16 protein-coding genes are annotated in these 16,876 nt (G+C 65.0%); 10 read left to right on the forward strand and 6 right to left on the reverse strand.

Translation table 11 applies throughout. The annotated features are described in order from the left end of the window. Nucleotides 1-5 precede the first annotated feature (5 nt). Nucleotides 6-419 (reverse strand): hypothetical protein, encoded by a 414-nt coding sequence (locus tag L879_RS0117345; protein ID WP_027317215.1) that lies wholly within the window; start codon nt 417-419, stop codon nt 6-8. Nucleotides 420-425: 6 nt separating this feature from the next. Then, complete coding sequence (locus L879_RS22970) at nt 426-1,031, reverse strand: hypothetical protein (RefSeq protein ID WP_051435401.1); 606 nt, start codon at nt 1,029-1,031, stop codon at nt 426-428. Nucleotides 1,032-1,320: 289 nt separating this feature from the next. Between L879_RS22970 and L879_RS0117355 the strand changes: the two genes are divergently transcribed. From L879_RS0117355 to L879_RS0117365, 3 genes are read left to right on the forward strand one after another with little or no spacing between them, the layout of a single operon-like run. After that, on the forward strand, nt 1,321-1,617 hold the full coding sequence (locus L879_RS0117355) for a hypothetical protein (protein WP_027317216.1): 297 nt from the start codon (nt 1,321-1,323) through the stop codon (nt 1,615-1,617). Then, entirely contained in the window at nt 1,614-3,440 is a 1,827-nt protein-coding gene (locus tag L879_RS0117360; protein ID WP_051435402.1) for an AAA family ATPase, read from the forward strand. The genes L879_RS0117355 and L879_RS0117360 overlap by 4 nt, the downstream gene beginning before the upstream one ends. Further along, complete coding sequence (locus L879_RS0117365; RefSeq protein WP_027317218.1) at nt 3,437-4,432, forward strand: metallophosphoesterase family protein; 996 nt, start codon at nt 3,437-3,439, stop codon at nt 4,430-4,432. The genes L879_RS0117360 and L879_RS0117365 overlap by 4 nt, the downstream gene beginning before the upstream one ends. 36 nt (nt 4,433-4,468) lie before the next feature. Here the strand turns inward: L879_RS0117365 and L879_RS0117370 are convergent, their stop codons facing one another. Next, nucleotides 4,469-5,119 (reverse strand): hypothetical protein, encoded by a 651-nt coding sequence (locus tag L879_RS0117370; RefSeq protein ID WP_027317219.1) that lies wholly within the window; start codon nt 5,117-5,119, stop codon nt 4,469-4,471. Nucleotides 5,120-5,439: 320 nt separating this feature from the next. Between L879_RS0117370 and L879_RS0117375 the strand changes: the two genes are divergently transcribed. From L879_RS0117375 to L879_RS24020, 3 genes are all read left to right on the forward strand, one after another. After that, complete coding sequence (locus L879_RS0117375) at nt 5,440-6,108, forward strand: hypothetical protein (protein WP_027317220.1); 669 nt, start codon at nt 5,440-5,442, stop codon at nt 6,106-6,108. A gap of 164 nt (nt 6,109-6,272) precedes the next feature. Beyond that, nucleotides 6,273-8,465, forward strand: coding sequence for an SF1B family DNA helicase RecD2 (gene recD2 / locus L879_RS0117380; protein WP_051435403.1), 2,193 nt, complete (start codon nt 6,273-6,275; stop codon nt 8,463-8,465). A gap of 64 nt (nt 8,466-8,529) precedes the next feature. Continuing rightward, nucleotides 8,530-8,697, forward strand: a complete 168-nt coding sequence (locus L879_RS24020) for a hypothetical protein (protein ID WP_169732755.1) — start codon at nt 8,530-8,532, stop codon at nt 8,695-8,697. Here L879_RS24020 and L879_RS22145 read toward each other — a convergent pair. Beyond that, a complete protein-coding gene (locus L879_RS22145) occupies nt 8,657-10,522 on the reverse strand; it encodes a glycosyltransferase family 2 protein (protein ID WP_051435404.1) in 1,866 nt (621 codons plus the stop codon). The genes L879_RS24020 and L879_RS22145 overlap by 41 nt on opposite strands. Before the next feature lie 68 nt (nt 10,523-10,590). Here L879_RS22145 and L879_RS0117395 point away from each other — a divergent pair, with 68 nt between their 5' ends. Together L879_RS0117395 and L879_RS0117400 are read left to right on the forward strand one after the other, a co-directional pair. Next, nucleotides 10,591-11,469: a transporter substrate-binding domain-containing protein gene (locus L879_RS0117395; RefSeq protein WP_051435407.1), complete on the forward strand. Its 879-nt coding sequence runs from the start codon at nt 10,591-10,593 to the stop codon at nt 11,467-11,469. 103 nt (nt 11,470-11,572) lie between these two features. Next, nucleotides 11,573-13,294, forward strand: a complete 1,722-nt coding sequence (locus L879_RS0117400) for a lysine--tRNA ligase (protein WP_027317223.1) — start codon at nt 11,573-11,575, stop codon at nt 13,292-13,294. 3 nt (nt 13,295-13,297) lie between these two features. Here L879_RS0117400 and L879_RS0117405 read toward each other — a convergent pair whose 3' ends face one another. Beyond that, complete coding sequence (locus L879_RS0117405; protein ID WP_027317224.1) at nt 13,298-13,930, reverse strand: S24 family peptidase; 633 nt, start codon at nt 13,928-13,930, stop codon at nt 13,298-13,300. A gap of 156 nt (nt 13,931-14,086) precedes the next feature. Here L879_RS0117405 and L879_RS0117410 point away from each other — a divergent pair, with 156 nt between their 5' ends. Both L879_RS0117410 and L879_RS0117415 read left to right on the forward strand, forming a co-directional pair. Continuing rightward, nucleotides 14,087-14,431, forward strand: a complete 345-nt coding sequence (locus L879_RS0117410) for a DUF952 domain-containing protein (RefSeq protein ID WP_027317225.1) — start codon at nt 14,087-14,089, stop codon at nt 14,429-14,431. Then, complete coding sequence (locus L879_RS0117415; protein WP_027317226.1) at nt 14,428-15,513, forward strand: quinone-dependent dihydroorotate dehydrogenase; 1,086 nt, start codon at nt 14,428-14,430, stop codon at nt 15,511-15,513. Before L879_RS0117410 ends, L879_RS0117415 begins: the two co-directional genes overlap by 4 nt. Before the next feature lie 15 nt (nt 15,514-15,528). Here L879_RS0117415 and L879_RS0117420 read toward each other — a convergent pair whose 3' ends face one another. Then, complete coding sequence (locus L879_RS0117420) at nt 15,529-16,866, reverse strand: MATE family efflux transporter (protein WP_027317227.1); 1,338 nt, start codon at nt 16,864-16,866, stop codon at nt 15,529-15,531. Nucleotides 16,867-16,876: the final 10 nt, after the last annotated feature.

Consider the following 16,876-nt stretch of genomic DNA (forward strand, 5'->3'; position numbering starts at 1 on the left):
TCGTCTCAGGCAACGGCTCGTCGTCCCCTTTCGGTGAAGACGCCGAGGCGGCGCGCCAGGGAATGTTTCGTTACAGGGCCCACCCAGGGCAGCGTTGCGAGAAAGCGCAGCTTGTCGGGGCTCGCCACATATTCGGAAAAAAGACGCTCGCGCTCGTGCCAGATCATGTCGATTGCCTCCGCCTTGCCCGGATGACGAAAGCCGATGCGCGCCGTCGCACCATCGCCGAGCGCGCGCATGCAGCGCTCGAAGGCCCGGCGGCCGACCGCCGGCGTCACGCTGGCATGGCAGATCGTCTCGATCACATGCTGCGCGAACTCATCCGCGTTGTCGGGCGCCGTCGCTTGCGCATCGGACATGTCGCCATGGAGAACGCCGGCACCGGCGCGCATCGTCTCCTCGAGGCCGAAGATCGGCATTGTCTCTCACCGTATGTTCCAGGCTGCCTGAAGCAGCCGGACAAGCCTTGTTCCGGTTGTCCGGATCCGGTGCGGAGCCTGCCATGAGGCAGTCATGTCTCGTGCCGGATTCAAATGTTCGGAACGCTTGCGCAGGTTCTTCAAGAACGGGCGCGCACCCTTTTCGGGACGCAGGCGCCAAGTCTCATCCGCACCCTGAAAATCTTGACCGCTCAAGCTTTTGCCGGCGTAGCGCCATCCGGCTGAAATGGGCATTGAGGCCTGCGGATGCAAGCGTCGCGGGATTGCAGGAACGGGACTGGGCGCTGCCTTGGCGGCTTGCGGCCAGGCCGAGACTTCGCACCGCGCGACCTGCAGGCTTTGCGCCAGTTCGGCATCCGCGGCGAAACCGTAGACGGATGCCGCGCATGTGAAGGCTTCGGCAAAGGACGGCATGCCGCACCAGTTCTTCTCCGCCATATGCAGCGGCCATGACCACAGGCCGTCTTCGCGACGCTGGCCGAGGCTCTCCCGGTCGATGAAGTAGCCCGTCCTCTTGTGCTCGAGCCCGCTTTCGCTCACGAGCCATTCCGCGTTCTCGAAGATCGGTCGCTCAGTCGTCATGGCGGTCATCCCGGCGTCCTTTGCTGAGGCTCTCGACTCTGCCCCAATGGAGTCACATCTGCGGTGCATAGGAGTGATGCGAACAAACAAAGAACATAGGCCCGGCAGTTGCGATGTCAAGCAAAGTCTGCCGCTTGGGACTGTAATCTTCGAGTAACGGATACTATGTGGAGGATCAGGGGGCAGGATTGAAGAGATCGCCTGCGATCCGGCCGAAAAAGAGGCAAAGTCGTTGCGGCGAAATAGCGCTGACGATAACTGAAGCTCGACAATTCAACTCCAGCGGAGCCGCGATTCCATGACGACCCCGACACGCCTCGAAACCGACCAGCTGCGCCGCATCGAGGAGCTTCGCAAGACCTATGATCGCATTCGCGCCGAGCGCATTCGCGCCGAGGGTGAAGTCGAGCGTCTCACGCGCGAGCTCGAGGAGGCGCGGGCATTGGCCTTGTCGGAACTGGGGACGGACGACGAAGGGCAGATTCAGGCGCTGATCGAGGATGCGCAGAAGCGAAATGCCAAGCTTGCGGAAGAATTCGAGGCCGCCCTGTGGGACATCGAGACGCGTCTCAAGCAACTCGGAGACGAGCGTTGATCCGACCCGCCATCGATCACGATGTCTCACGCGCGGAAGCGTCTCTCGCACGGCTTGAAGGACGGCGCGATGCCCTTCGCGGGCGCATCGCGGATCTGACGCGCGATATCGAGTTCGCCAAGGGCCGGCTGGCGGTGAAGGACGAGGTCGAGGCTTTCATCGAGGCCGTTCACGGCTCCGCCAGCCGCCGCAGCCTGTCCGCTTTCGAGACCTTGCTGACGGCGCTCGTGCAGGAGGTTCTGCCCGGCGAGAAGCCCGTGGCACTGGAGCTCTCGACGGAGCGCGGCCTCGCTTCCCTCGACATCTGCGTGCGCCGCCCGGATGGCGCGCTCGAAGACGTGCTGGAGGACAATGGCGGCGCGCTCACCAATGTCATCGGCATGGCCCTGCGGCTCATCGCCGTCGTGAAGGCGGATGTGGCGCGCTTCCTCGCGCTCGACGAGGCTGATTGCTGGATCGCGCCGGACCGCGTCTCGTCCTTCTACCGGGTGCTGGAGGACGGCGCGGCGCGCCTGGGCGTGCAGTGCCTCGCAGTCTCCCATCACGACCTGTCGCAGTTCTCAGGCAAGTTTCACATTGCGCGGATCGTCGGCGAGCCTGCATCCGGCGTCGAGGTGATATCGCCGGAGACCGGCGCAGCATGGAGCGAGGCGCAGCCTGGCCTGCGCTTCATCCGTCTCGTGAACGTGCAGGCCTACAAGGATGCGACGCTGCATCTGAGCCCCGGCGTGAACGCGCTCATCGGCCCGAACAACCGCGGCAAGTCCACCTTCATTCGTGCCCTGCGCGCCGTCTTCTATGGCGAGGCGCGCGACAGCCTCGTGCGGGCCGGCGCGAAGTCGGCCTCGATCGAGATCGGCGTCGCCGGGCAGCGGACCTTGCGCTTCACGCGCCAGCCGCGCCGCTCGCCGGTCAATATCTGGTCGCTGCATGAGGCGGATGGCTCCCTCGTCGAGGAGCAGGGCATGCGCTACGAGACAGGCGGCCGCAATGTTCCCGACTGGGTGGCGGATCTCATCCGCATCCGAAAGGTCGAGGACCTCGACGTTCACATCGCACACCAGAAATTTCCCGTTTTTCTCTTGGGCGAAGCGCCATCCCGACGCTCGGCCGTTCTCTCCATCGGTCAGGAGGCGGGCTATATCCGCGACATGCTCGTCATCCACCGGGAACGTTGCCGTCGCGACAACGATGTCGTGCGCACAGGTGAGCGCGACCTGATCGCGATGACGGAAACGCTCGAGAGCCTGAACGAACTCGACGGCCTGAAGGCCAAGCTGACCGGCATGCGCCGGATGGCCGAGACTGTGAAGGCTGAAGCGTTCAGGCTGGAGCAGCTTCAGGCCCATGGAGCACGCCTCTCCGATCTCAAGTACCGCCTGGAGTGGGCAGGCAGACGCGCCGATGTCACCGCGAAGCTTCCCGGTGAGGAGAAACTCACGGAACTGGCCCGCGCCGTCGAGCGATCGCGGGAGCGTGAGCGCCTGGGGCGGCAGGTCCTTCATCGCGCTCGCGAGCTGCAGCGCGGTCGCGCGCGGCTGATCGCCCTGCAGCAATTGCCCGAGGCTGTCCCCGTGATGGAAAGCACGGCCTCGGCTCAAACCCTTCTCAAGCGCCTTGCCGATCTTCGCAGCGCTTCGCAGATCGCCCGGGGGCGCATGGCGCAGGTCGATGAGGGGCTGCGAGCCCTGCAGGCCGAGATGGCGAGCCTTGTTGCGGAAACCGGCGGGCTCTGCCCGACCTGCGGCTCGCCCGTCAGTCCTGAGACCCTGCTGGACCATCACGCCCATTCTTCCAAGCCCGCGGAGCGGCTCACCGCATGATCCTGTCCGGAGATCGTCTTCCAACCATCGCCTGCAACGGAATCCTCGTGATCGGCGATCCGCATGTGGGCTCGCGGCGTCCCGGCCGGCGCAAGGATGCCATCTGGCCCCAGGCCGTTCTCGGCAAGCTGGAGCGCTGCGTCGCCATCGCCAACGAGCGGCAGCTCGCCGTCGTCATTCTCGGCGATCTGTTCGACCGTCCGGTCGAGCCCGACGTGGCGCTGAAGAACCAGCTGATCCGCATCCTGAAAAGCTTCCGCCACAGGCCCCTCGTCAATGTGGGCAACCACGACATCCAGCACACCATGCTGACTGACAGCGACTCGCTGGCGCTTCTGGGTCTGTGCGACGTGGTCGATGTGGTGGCCGCGTCGTCGCCCGTGGCCGAGTTCCAGATCGGTGCGCGGCGGGTCGGCGTCGGAATGACGCCCTACGGGCAGTCCATTCCAGCCGATATCCGCGGCCTTTTCTCCGGCGTCGATCTGCAGGCATGGTTCACGCATCACGACATCGCCTTCGACGGCGCCTATCCAGGCGCGGTGCCGCCTTTTGCGGTCGACGGCTGCGACGTTCTCATCAACGGTCACATCCACAAGACGCAGAAATCCATTCTCGCCGGACGCACGCGCTGGATGAATCCCGGCACGATCACGCGTCAGTCGGTCGACCTCGTCGATCACGTTCCGCGCGCCTGGATCCTCGATGCCGAGGGCGCTCTGGAAGCGCAGGCGCTGCCTTTCGAGAGCAACGTGTTCGACCTGACGGGGCGCGTGGTCGATCCTGCGGATGGAGCTCTGGTCGCGCGCGAGGTCGAGAGCGCCTTCGTCACGCTGCTTCAGGCCGAGTCCTCGACAGAGCTGAAGCGCAGCGGCGACGGATCCATCATTCGCGACGAGATCGAAGCGAAATTCGCAGCTGACGATACCTCTGAAGCCGTGCGAGCCATCGTGCGCTCGCTGCTCGGCGAGGCGGTGGAACGGAACGCCTCCTGAAGCATCGGGCGTGAGGCCGATATCTCGTCCGATGCTTTAGAACGCGAAAGGATCGGAATAGGGCAGGCGGCGTCGGCGCACCTGCGTCTCGGGCAGGATCGGGCGGCTGATATCGACCGCGATGAGGCCCTCGCAGGCCAGCGCCAGCACGGCCGCCACCCCATCCTGCGTGTTCATGACGGCGCTGGCGCAATCCACGAGCCGCATGGCCCCGACTTCGTCGAGCTGATGCAGGACGCGCACCCGGTCGCCCGCCGTCACGGGCGTGCGCCTGCAGGCCATGATGAGCCGCATGGTGGTGAAGCGAGGCTCCGCCCGGATGCTCTCCGCCGTCTCGATCGTGAACGGTCGCCCGTCCGATGCACTGATGCCGTGGATCGCGGCCGCGCGCAGGGGGTGGATCAGGAGATCGTCCTCCGCCGCCACATCGACCAGAATGGGCGATCCGTCGCGGACGATCTCGAAATCGGCGACATGCTCGACGGTTTCCCTGCCGATGGCGAAGCTGGCCGGATCGGCTGCGGCACGCAAGGATTCAACCCCTGAGTCGAGCTGGCAGATCGCGAGAAAGTCTGCGATCAGGGCGTTGCGCGTCAGCGATGGGGCAGGCCGCTTCGCGGTGCGGCGGCTCCCCGTGCGGCGGGGAGGGCGCCGATCCGAAAGGTCGAGGATCGCTGGCGCGGACATCGGGGCCTCCAGGGTATCGTCCCGTTTGACGAATGAGAACATATATAGAACACGAAAGTCGTGGTCAAATCATGACTTGAGCATCGCCACGATCCGTTCCCTGCCTCGCTTAAAGGACCTTTCCCGGTGCGTTAGGACAAAACGGCGCACCGTTTAAATCATTGTAATTATTGATTTTATTGGCGACCCTGATGCTGGCGGAAAAGGGTCGGATGAGCTACATTTCGCAAAGAACAAAAAAAGAACGCGCCGCCCGGGAAACGGGCTTTGGAAGAGCGTGCAGCCGATAGGCGGGCGACGATGAGAATGTAGGATCGAGAATGAATACGACCGACAAGAAAATCTCCGAGGTGCTCGCCAAGTTCGGCGAGCCGATGGCCGGCAATGTCTGGCGCGTGCAGGGCACGGCCGTGATCTATCACAAGACGCTCGAGCGCATTGCGGCCCAGGCGAAGGTGGTCTTCGACGAGCCCAAGATCATCCGCGCCGAGCGGGACGAGGCGGTGATCCAGGTGACCGGCCGCATGGGCGAGCGCGTGGAATGGTCGATCGGCGAGGCGCTGATCGGCGTGAACTATCGCGTCTCAGGCAAGCAGGCGGCCTATGTCTACGCGATGGCGGAGAAACGCGCGAAGGACCGCGTGATCCTCAAGCTCATCGAACTGCACGGCTACGTCTATTCGGAAGAGGAGGCCGACGAGTTCAAGCAGGCCAGGCCCGGATTCGCCGAGCAGCATGTGGAAGTCGAGAAGGCCGAGCCGCAGAAGGGCATGGCCGAAGCGGCTCTCTCCGACGGCAAGGTCGAGGACGATCTGAAGGCGAAGATCAGGAAGGCGAAGACCATCAATGCGGTCACGGATCTGATGCTCCATGCCGACACGCAGAAGAGGCTCGCCGAACTGCCGGAGGGCATTCGCGATGAGATCCGCGATTTCGCCAAGGCGCGTCTCGTCGAGCTGGGTTGGCCGACCAAGAAGGCCGCGGCCTGAATTTCGCTGCGATCCCGGGCGATAGGGGATGAATGCACCGTGCGGATCTGCACGGTGCGCCCATCGGGGAAGCATCGGATCCGCTTTTCTCGTCCGGGGCTTCAGCCGTCATGTCCGTGTTCCCTTCCTCGAAGATGTCGGGGAACTCGTGGTCTTGCTGATCGATGCTGAAATCCTCCGCCTTGGCCGTTTCCTCAAATCAGGAGGCGCTGTCTTTCCCCGAGCATCTCGTCGGCTCCATCGAGCGTGTGACGTTCCACAACCATGAAACGGGCTTCTGCGTTTTGCGCGTGAAGGCGCGCGGCCACCGCAGGCCGGTTGTCGTCGTCGGTCATGCGCCGGCCCTCGCCATCGGCGAGGTCGTCGATGCCAGCGGGGCGTGGCTCCACGACCGCAATCATGGAATGCAGTTTCACGCGACCGAGCTCAGGACCTCGGCGCCGGCCACGGAGGAGGAACTGCAGCGCTTCCTGGGCTCGGGGCTCCTCAAGGGCGTCGGTCCTGCGCTCGCCCAACGGCTCATCGCGTCCTTCGGGTCTGGCATCCTCGACATCATCGAGACGAAACCGCACGAGCTGACGCGCGTGCACGGGATCGGCACGGCCAAGGCCCGGAGCATCGGCGCGGCTTTCGCCGAGCATCGCGCGTTGAAGGACATCGCAGCCTTTCTGAACGCGCAAGGAATCGGCGGGTTTCTGCTCTCGCGCATCTACCGCGCCTATGGAGCCGATGCCATCGCCATCATCACGGCCAATCCCTACCGGCTCGCGCTCGACATTCCCGGATTCGCGTTCGCCCTGGCCGATCAGGTGGCACTGCGGCTGTCCATCGAGCCGACGGCCGAGATGCGGCTTAAGGCCGGTCTCGCGCATGTTCTGCTGGAAGCCGCGAAGGAGGGGCATTCGGGCCTTGGTGCCGATGAAGTGCTGCGGCAGGCGAGTCTCCTGCTCCAGATTGCCGAGGCCTCGCTCAGGCCCGTGCTCGATGCGCAATGTGCGGCGGGCCAGTTCATGGCGGATGACCTGAGCGGGCAGCGCGCGGTTTTTCTAAGAAGCCTCTACGGCGCCGAGCTTTTCATCGCCCATCGCCTGAAGGAACTGTCCAAGGGCGACCATCCCTGGTCGGGCCTCGATGACGGAGAGGTGGTGGCCCAAGTGCAGGCCGCCATCGGCGTGTCCTATTCGCCGAGCCAGCGCGAGGCGCTGGCGGGTGCCTGCCGCGCGAAGGTATCGGTCATCACCGGCGGGCCCGGCACGGGCAAGACCACGCTGATCAGAAGCCTCACGAGGCTTTGCGCCCGGCACGGCCGGGTGATCGCCCTCTGCGCGCCGACCGGGCGCGCGGCAAAGCGGCTTTCGGAAAGCACGGGCTTTCCGGCGAAGACGGTCCATCGTCTCCTCGAAGCGTCGGAGGGAGGATTCCGGCGCGACGCCGACACGCCGCTCGACTGCGAATTCATCGTGGTCGATGAAGCTTCGATGCTCGACATCCGGCTCATGGCGGCCCTTCTGAGGGCTCTGCCGGACGGGGCCGGCCTCCTGCTCGTCGGAGACGTGGACCAGCTTCCGTCTATCGGACCGGGCCAGATCCTGTCCGACATCATCGCCTCCGGCGCCGTCCCTGTCGTGCGTCTCCAGGACGTGTTCCGGCAGGAACGGGAAAGCCGCATCGTCGCCGCCGCGCATGCCATCAACCGCGGAGCGTTGCCCGAGCTGGAGCATCGGCCGGATTCCGATTTCTACTTCATCGAGGCCGACACGCCGCCGGATGCTCTCGCCAAGATGACCATCATGATGCGGGACCGGATCCCGCGCCGCTTCGGCCTCGATCCGGTGCGCGACGTTCAGGTGCTCTGCCCCATGAACCGGGGACGGTTCGGCACGACTATGCTGAACGCAGAATTGCAGCGGCTCTTCAACCCGCCCGGCCATGATGCCCTGCAGCGGGCCGGGTGGAGTTACGGGCCAGGCGACAAGGTCATGCAGGTGCGCAACGACTACGACCGCGACGTCTATAACGGCGAGGTCGGCATCGTGCGCGCGGTGAGCCGCGAGGAAGGCGAACTCACCGTCGCCTTCGATGAGCGCCTTGTGACCTATACGCTCAAGGATATCGACGAACTGGCCCTTGCCTATGCGGTGACGATCCACAAGGCGCAAGGATCCGAATATCCGGCCGTCATCATGCCCGTCATGCCGCAGCAATCCTCCATGCTCCGGCGCAGGCTGCTCTATACGGGAGTGACGCGGGCCAGCCGCCTGCTGATCCTCATTGGAAGCCGGGCCGCCTTGGCGCAGGCCGTGACCCGGGAGGAGGAACCGCGCCTGACCCGGCTCCGCAACTGGTTCGCGGCCTGATCCCTTTCGCTTCGCGCCGGGCCAGCCTATAATTTCCTTTTGAACCTCGGCCGGAACGGTAGCCATGAGCCTTGAGACCGCACAGATACAGCTGCAGGAACGGCGCGCCCGCGCGGGGCTGATCGCCGGGGCGGTGCTGTGCGTGACCGCGGCAGGAGGCCTGCTCTGGTGGCGCTATGGCGGCTCCGTCTTCAACGATCTGGTGCTGGCCGGCCTGGCATGGTGCTTCTGACCAATCCGCTGCGCGAGGTGCGGGCCAGGCCGTGGCTCGTCTTGTTCCAGCGGAACGTGGCTGTCGCCAGCTCCCATAATCCTCCCCAGGCCGCGAGGCTGACGAGCCCGTAATAGAGCGGAAGCAGCGGAAGCCACGGTGCAAGCCGCCAGAGCCGCCGCCTATGCAGGGCGACGCAGGCCGGAACGAGGATCGAGGCCGCGCCGGACAGGAAGAGGATCAGCGCAGAGGCCTGAAGAGCCGCGTCCCATCGCGAGCCGGAGGCCTGGTTCGTCCCGAAAAGCCATGCGCCCAGAAACAGCCCGGTGAAGAGCGGGTAGACCAGGGCGCTGAGCACGATTCCCCAGGTCAGGACGAGGGCGCTGAAAAACTTGAAGGCCCCAAGCTGCCGGAGCGCGGTCCAAGGCTCGCGCGAATGGGTCGTGGCGGTTTGCACGAAGCCCTTCATCCACCGCGTCCGCTGCCGCATCCACAGGCGCAGGGTGCCGGGCGCTTCCTCGAGGGTGGAGGAGGGCAGGTCCTTCACCGCATAGCCGAGCCGGGCAAGACGGATGCCGAGATCCGCATCCTCCGTGACGTTCCATGCATCCCATCCATGGACCTCCCGCAGGATCGCGGTGCGGAAGTGATTGGAGGTGCCGCCCAACGGAACGGGACTGCCGATCGCGGCCAGGCCCGGATTGAACACGTCGAACAGGGCGGCGTATTCGATGGTGAAAAGCCGGGTGAGCCAGGAATCGTCCGTGTTGTCGATGGTGAGCCGCGCCTGCAGGCAGGCGACCTGGGGCGGAGCCTGAAGCAGATGGGCGGCGGCAAGGCGCAACTGACCCGGATCCGGGACGTCCTCCGCATCGTAGATGACGGTCAGGCTTCCCCGGGCCAGGGGAAGGGCGACATTGAGGGCGCGCGGCTTGGTGCGGGGTTGGCCGGGCGGCGCGACCAGCACCTCGACATTGCCCGGCAATCCGGCGGCGCGGAGCGCTTCGGGCGTCTCCTCGTCATCGGCTTCGAGAACGAGCTTGATGTCGAGCTTGGCGGCCGGGTAGTCGAGCCGGGAGAGGGCCTCGAGGAGCCGCGCGGCGACACGTTTCTCCCGGTAAAGCGCCGCGATCACTGTGTAGACCGGCAGATCCGCGTCCTCCATGCGCGGGCGCTGCGCATCCGCCACGGCCCGTTCCGGCAGGAACGGGGCCGAGAGCCGCAGCACGACCATTCCCAGGAACAGGGGGCTCAGGGCGGTGCCGAGGAACGCGATCGTGAAGCCGGGCGCATAGCCGACCCCGAAGGAAAAGAGGCTGAGCCCCATGAAGAGAGTGACGATCTGCCCGTAGCCGACATCGGTGGCCAGGGCAGGGGCCTTTTCCGCGAGGTCGTGGGCGGCCCGGTGCGCGATCAGTGGGGCCTGAACCCGGAACACGGCCTCCCTCAGCTGCGAGGGCGTGGTGATGGCCAGAAGCCGCCCTGGGGAGCGGGCCTTCAGAAGGTGAGCCAGGGCGGCACCATGGGGCGCGGCCACGAAGCCCGCCCCCGCGCCTGCCAGGGGCGCCAGGCCCGCCAGGATGCCGTCGGGATAGCGTACGTGCGGCGAGAGACGCGGGGCCGCCAGGAAGGGCAGGCCGAGCTCCGCCGCCAGAGCCCTGTAGAACTCCGTTTCCCCGATCAGTCCATGTTTCAGGACGAATTCGTCCGCGGGCACGCCGGCGATCCGGGCGAGGATCGTCGCCTGGCGCAGGGCCTCCGGCTCATGGCCGTGATCGGCCAGGAAGCCCAGCTCGACCGCCAGCGCTGTTGACTGCTGGCCTCTGTCCGCTAGACCCTGCCTCATGAGCGCAGCACGCTTTCAGGGGGTGCTTGTGAATGGTCCGGAACGGCGGGCAAGAGAGTATCGGCGCGATGATGATAGATATTGTTACACTGGTCGCGCGCTTCCGCCGCAAGATCAAGCCCCTGGTTCCGGCCCTTGCGGCCCTGCCGCTGATCCTCGTGGCCGGGGCGGCGCGGGTGCAGGCGGTCGAGATCCCGCATTTCTGGGACCCGAGGGCCCAGCTCGAACGTCCGGAACTGCCGGCTGCGCGGACGATCCGCTTTCTCGTGGATGACGATTTCCCGCCGCTTCACTTCCCCGGGCTCGACGGCAATCCGACAGGCTTGTCCGTGGAACTCGCCCGGGCCGCCTGTGAGCGCCTGTCCCTGACCTGCACCGTCCAGGTCCGCCGCTTCGATACCTTGCTCGATGCTCTCGCCGAGAAGCAGGGCGACGTCGTGGCCGCCGCCATTCCGATCACAACGTCTTTGCGGCAGCGCTTTGCCGTAACGAAACCCTACTTCAAGATCCCGGCCCGCTTCGCCGTTCGCAAGGACAGGAACCTGCCTGCGCCCGAAGCCAAGGCGCTCCAGGGCAAGGCCATCGCCGTCCTGGGCGGTACGGCCCATGAGGCCTATGCCAAGGCTTTCATGGCGGGGGCCGATCTCAAGCCCTATCTGGACCTGCCCGCCGCCCAGGCGGCCCTCAAGGCAGGAGAGGTCGATTACCTGTTCGCCGATGGACTCGGCCTGGCCCTGTGGATCGGGGGCGAGGATTCCGGCGGGTGCTGCGATTTCAGCGGCGGCCCCTATCTCGAAAGCCGGTTTTTCGGAGAGGGGATCGGCTTCATCACCCGCCCCGAGGACGACAATCTGCGCCGCGCCCTCGATTTCGCCCTCCAGCAGATCGCGAAAGAGGGCAAATACGCCGAGCTTTACCTGCGGTTCTTCCCCGTCGGCCCCTTCTGAGCGCTGACGGCATCGCTGATCCGCTTCAAGCCGCATTGACCCTTCAGGGTCTCATCCCTACTGTGCCGCGCTTCTGGAAGCGTTTTCCTGCACATATAGGCCCATGTCCCAACCTCTTTCTCGCGATCCTGCCCTGATTGAAGCCGCCCAGACCGCCACCGCCTGGCCTTTCGAGGAGGCGCGCAAGCTCGTCGAGCGGCTCAAACGGACCGGAAAGAAAGAGGCCCTGTTCGAGACGGGCTACGGCCCCTCGGGCCTGCCGCATATCGGCACCTTCGGCGAGGTTGCGCGCACCAGCATGGTGCGGCATGCCTTCCGCATCCTGACGGGCGACACGATCCCGACCCGTCTCGTCGCCTTCTCGGATGACATGGACGGCCTGCGCAAGGTGCCGGACAACGTGCCGAACAAGGATCTGCTCACAGCCGCCCTCGGCAAGCCTCTCACCCAGGTGCCCGATCCGTTCGGAACGCACGAAAGCTTCGCGCACCACAACAACGCGCGCCTGCGCGAATTCCTCGATGCCTTCGGCTTCGATTACGAGTTCATGTCTTCGACCGAGTGCTACAAGTCGGGCGTCTTCGACAAGGCTCTGCTGACGGTGCTCGAACGCTACGACGCGGTGATGGCGATCATGCTGCCGTCGCTGCGCGAGGAGCGCCAGCAATCCTACTCGCCCTTCCTGCCGATCCATCCGAAGACCGGTGTCGTGATGCAGGTGGCGATCGACGAGTGCAAGCTCGATGCCGGCACCATCGTCTGGCGCGATCCCGAGACGGGCGAGCGTTTCGAGACGCCGGTGACGGGCGGTCACGCCAAGCTGCAATGGAAGCCCGACTGGGCCATGCGCTGGGTGGCGCTCGGCGTCGATTACGAAATGGCGGGCAAGGATCTCATCGACAGCGTGAAGCTCTCGGGCGAGATCACGAAGGCGCTCGGCGGCCTGCCGCCGGAAGGCTTCAATTACGAGCTCTTCCTCGACGATAAGGGGCAGAAGATCTCCAAGTCCAAGGGGAACGGCCTCACCATCGACGAGTGGCTGACCTACGGCACGCCGGACAGCCTGGCGCTGTTCATGTTCAACAAGCCGCGCGAGGCGAAGAAGCTCTACTTCGACGTGATCCCGCGCCAGGTGGACGATTACCTGACCTTCCTGGAGAAATACCCGGCGCAGGACGCCAAGGCGCGCCTGATGAACCCGGTCTGGCACATCCACAGCGGCGAGCCTCCGGCGCCCGAGCTGGTCTCGTCCGGCGGCGCCAACCAGCCCGGCACGACGATTTCCTTCTCCATGCTGCTCAATCTGGTGGCCGTGGCGAACTCGGAAGACCCGGCGGTGCTCTGGGGCTTCATCCGTCGCTATGCGCCCGGCGTCTCTCCCGAAACGCATCCGCGCCTCGACAGCCTCGTGAAGCGCGCCGTGCGCTATTTCGAGGATTTCGTGAAGCCGCAGAAGACCTATCGTCTGGCGGACGAGGTGGAGGCCGCTTCCCTGCGCCGCCTGGAGGAGGTTCTGGGATCCTTCGAGACGGGGGAGCGTCCCGCGACGGCGGAAGCGATCCAGGAAGAGATCTACAATGTCGGCCGCGCCGAGCCGCGTTACCAGGATCTCAAGGCCAAGGGCGCGACGCCCGAACGGCCCGGCGTTTCCATCGAGTGGTTCAACACGATCTATCAGGTGCTGCTGGGCGAGCCGCGCGGCCCGCGCTTCGGCTCCTTCGTTGCGCTTTACGGTGTGAAGGAGACGCGGGCGCTGATCCGAAAAGCGCTCGCTGGCGATCTCGTGCGCGAGCACGAGGCGTTCCTGAAGGAGCGCGCGGCTTAAATCTTACTGCCGCGCCCACATGATCCGGGCGGACCAGGCGATCTCCTCCGCCGGGATCACCTGATCCTCCTGGTCCTTGGCGAGAGAGGTCATTTCCAGGGTCTTGGCCGAGCGGCGCTTCATCTCCTTGGCCAGGATCTGGCCGCCCGTGGTGCAGACGACGATGCGGTCCCCTTTGCGGGTGCTCGCCGTCGGCGAGACGATCAGAACGTCGCCATCGCGATAGAGCGGGGCCAGGGCATCGCCCGTGACTTCGAGGGCGAAAACCTTCTCCTGCCCGAAATCGGGAAATTCCAGTTCGTCCCATCCGGGACCTTCCAGAGGCATCCCCTCTTCGGTGAAGATCTTGCCCGCGGCTGCTTCCTTCATGCCGATCAGCGGGATCATGGAGCGGCGCAGGGAACCGGCGGGTTCGACGAGGCGCAGGAAATCTTCCAGGCTCGCGCCGGTGGCCTTGAGGATCTTCGAGATCGACTCGGTGGAGGGCCAGCGCTCCCGGCCCTCGGGGCTGATACGCTTCGACTTGTTGAAGCTGGTCGCATCGAGACCTGCCTTGCGAGCAAGGCCGGATGCCGTCATGCCGTGTCGTGATGCTAACGCATCGATAGCGGCCCAAACACGCTCGTGAGATAACATGGTACTAACCTTCGCAAGGAGCGGAATTCAATGAAACCGAACCTATGAATAGGAATTAAGAGTGTTCTGTGGCACAGACAACTGGCTCACAACTCTTGAGACAATATGTCTAATCAGGGTTGCTCCAGAAGCGACGCGGAGATAATCGGTTTTTTCATGCATATTATTTATAAAATCTGTGCCGCAGCGCAGTGGCGAGAAGCCGAGCGATGCGGTTTCTTCGAGGGCGCTGCCATCGATATCCAGGATGGGTACCTCCATTTTTCAACGGCAGCACAGGTTCGCGAGACGGCGGCAAGGCATTTTGCGGGTCAGGACGGCCTCCTGCTGATCGCCATCGATGCCGACTCACTCGGCGAAGCCCTGCGCTATGAACCGTCGCGGGGCGGGGACCTGTTCCCGCATCTTTACGCAAAATTGCCTCTCTCCGCAGTGCGATGGGTGAAGCCTCTGCCCCTCGGGGCGGATGGCCTGCATGTCTTTCCGGATCTCGAACCATGATCGGCGCATTGTTCTCCCTCGCCAAACCGGCGCTTCATGCCCTCGATGCCGAGACGGCGCACCAGCTGACGATCCGGGGGCTGTCGTTGATGCCGGTGACTGCGCCGCCGGCCGACGATCCACGCCTGTCCGTAACCGTGCTTGGTAAAAAGTTTCCCAATCCCATCGGGCTTGCGGCGGGTTTCGACAAGCAATGCGAAGTGCCCGATCAGCTCCTCGGCCTCGGGTTCGGATTCGTCGAGATCGGCGGAGTCGTGCCGAAGCCTCAGGACGGTAATCCACGTCCGCGCGTGTTTCGCCTGACGCGCGACGAGGCGGTGATCAACCGGTTCGGGCTCAATAGCGAAGGCCTCGACGCCGTGCGCCGACGGCTTGTGCACCGGCGCGGACGTCCGGGAATCGTGGGCGTGAATATCGGCGCCAACAAGGATTCGAGCGACAGGATCGCCGATTATGTCCTGTGCATCGAACAGCTCTGCGGGCTTGCCGATTTCCTGACGATCAACGTTTCCTCGCCGAACACTCCCGGGCTGCGCGATTTGCAGGGCGAGGCCTTCCTCGACGACCTGCTCGCGCGTTCCATGGAAGCGCGCGACAAGGCGGATCGGAGAGGACAGAAGACGATCGTTCTTCTCAAGATCGCGCCCGACATCTCGCTCGATGCGCTCGACGCGATCGTTGCCACGGCGCTCAGGCGCGGCATCGATGGGCTCACGGTTTCCAACACCACCATTGCCCGCCCCGACAGCCTGAAGGAAAAGAGCCTTGCTTCGGAAACGGGCGGGCTCTCGGGCAAGCCTCTGTTCGTTCCATCCACGAAACTTCTCGCCGAGACCTTTCTGCGCGTGGAGCGCAGGATCCCGCTCATCGGCGTCGGAGGTGTGGATTGCGCCGAAGCCGCCTGGGCCAAGATCCGCGCCGGGGCGAGCCTGGTGCAGCTCTATTCCGCCATGGTCTACAAGGGGCCGGGCCTCGTTCCCGAGATCAAGAGCGGTCTGTTGCGGCTTCTTGAGCGCGAGAAGACATCTCTGGCGCAAGCAACGGGTCGCGATGCATCGGCGATCGCGCAAGGACAGTTCTGAGGACCGTTCCCGTGCTCACGACAGGCTGGCGAAAGTCCTCTTCGCCAGCCTTGGATAAAGGGCAACCTGACCCAGGCCCCGTGCGCCGAGGAACGCGAGCAGCGCGATCCAGAGAGCCGTGTTGCCGAGGTCGCCTGCCGTCAGCAGAATGGCGGCATAGGCTGTAAAGGCGATCACCATGAGATCGCGCATGGACCGCGTCCAGGTCGCGCCCGTATAGATGCCGTCGAACGCGAAGGCCGCTGCGCCGACCAGGGGCGTCAGGGCCGCGAAGACGAGATAGTGCCGGGCATAGGACCGCACGTCCGGATTGGTCGAGACGAAATCGATGAAGAGGCCGCCGGCGATCAGGAAGATGGCGGACAGCGCCAGCCCGAATCCGATGCACCATCCCAGGCTCAAGCGAATGGCGCGCCGGAAGCTGCGCTCGTCGCGGGCGCCGATGCTCTGGCCGCACAGGGTCTCGGCGGCGGTCGCGAAGCCGTCGAGGAAATAGCCGCCGATCAGGAACATGTTGTAGAGCACCGCATTCGCGGCGAGCGTGACGTCGCCGTCCCGCGCGCCCAGCGCGCTGAAGATCGAGAAGGCGAGGATCAGCGCCACGTTGCGGATCATGATGTCCCGGTTCATGGCGAGCGTCTGCAGCATCGCCGCCCGGTTCAGAACCTCGGCCCATGTGACGGCGAAAGGATTCGAGCCGAGACGGCGCAGGACGACGATGCCGAGCCCCGTGCCCAGCACTTCGGCGAGCGCCGTGCCGATGGCCGCGCCCGCGATGCCGAGGCCGAAGCCCAGAACGAGAGCCATGGTGAACACGATGTTGGCGACGTTGATCGCCACCTGGAGGATGAGGCCGAGATCCGTGCGGCCGCGCCCCAAGGTGGAGCCCAGGATCACGTAATTCGCCAGGGTGAAGGGCGCGGACCAGATGCGGATGAAGAAGTAGATCGAGAGCGCGCCGGTCACGGCCTCGCTCGCTCCGGCCATGGAAAAGGCGAGCGCCGCGATGGGCCATTGCAGCACGATCAGCAGCAGGCCCGTCGCAGCCGCCACCAGAAAGGCGCGGGCAAGGGTCAGGTCGATCTCATGCCGGTTGCCGGCTCCGGTCGCCTGGGCGGTGAGGCCCGCGGTCGCCATGCGCAGGGAGCCGAAGCTCCAGAACACGAAATCGAAGATCACGGCGCCGAGCGCCACCGCGCCGAGCAGATGCGCCTCGCCGAGCCGTCCGATCACCGTCGCATCCACGAGCCCCAGGAGCGGCGTCGTCACGTGCGACAGGGTCATCGGCAAGGCGAGCGCCATGATTCGGCGATGGGAGATCTCCAGTCGCGGAGCGACGCTTGAGCCGTCCATGATGATCCTC

The organism is Microvirga flocculans ATCC BAA-817 (genome assembly GCF_000518665.1).
GTDB classification, from domain to species: domain Bacteria; phylum Pseudomonadota; class Alphaproteobacteria; order Rhizobiales; family Beijerinckiaceae; genus Microvirga; species Microvirga flocculans.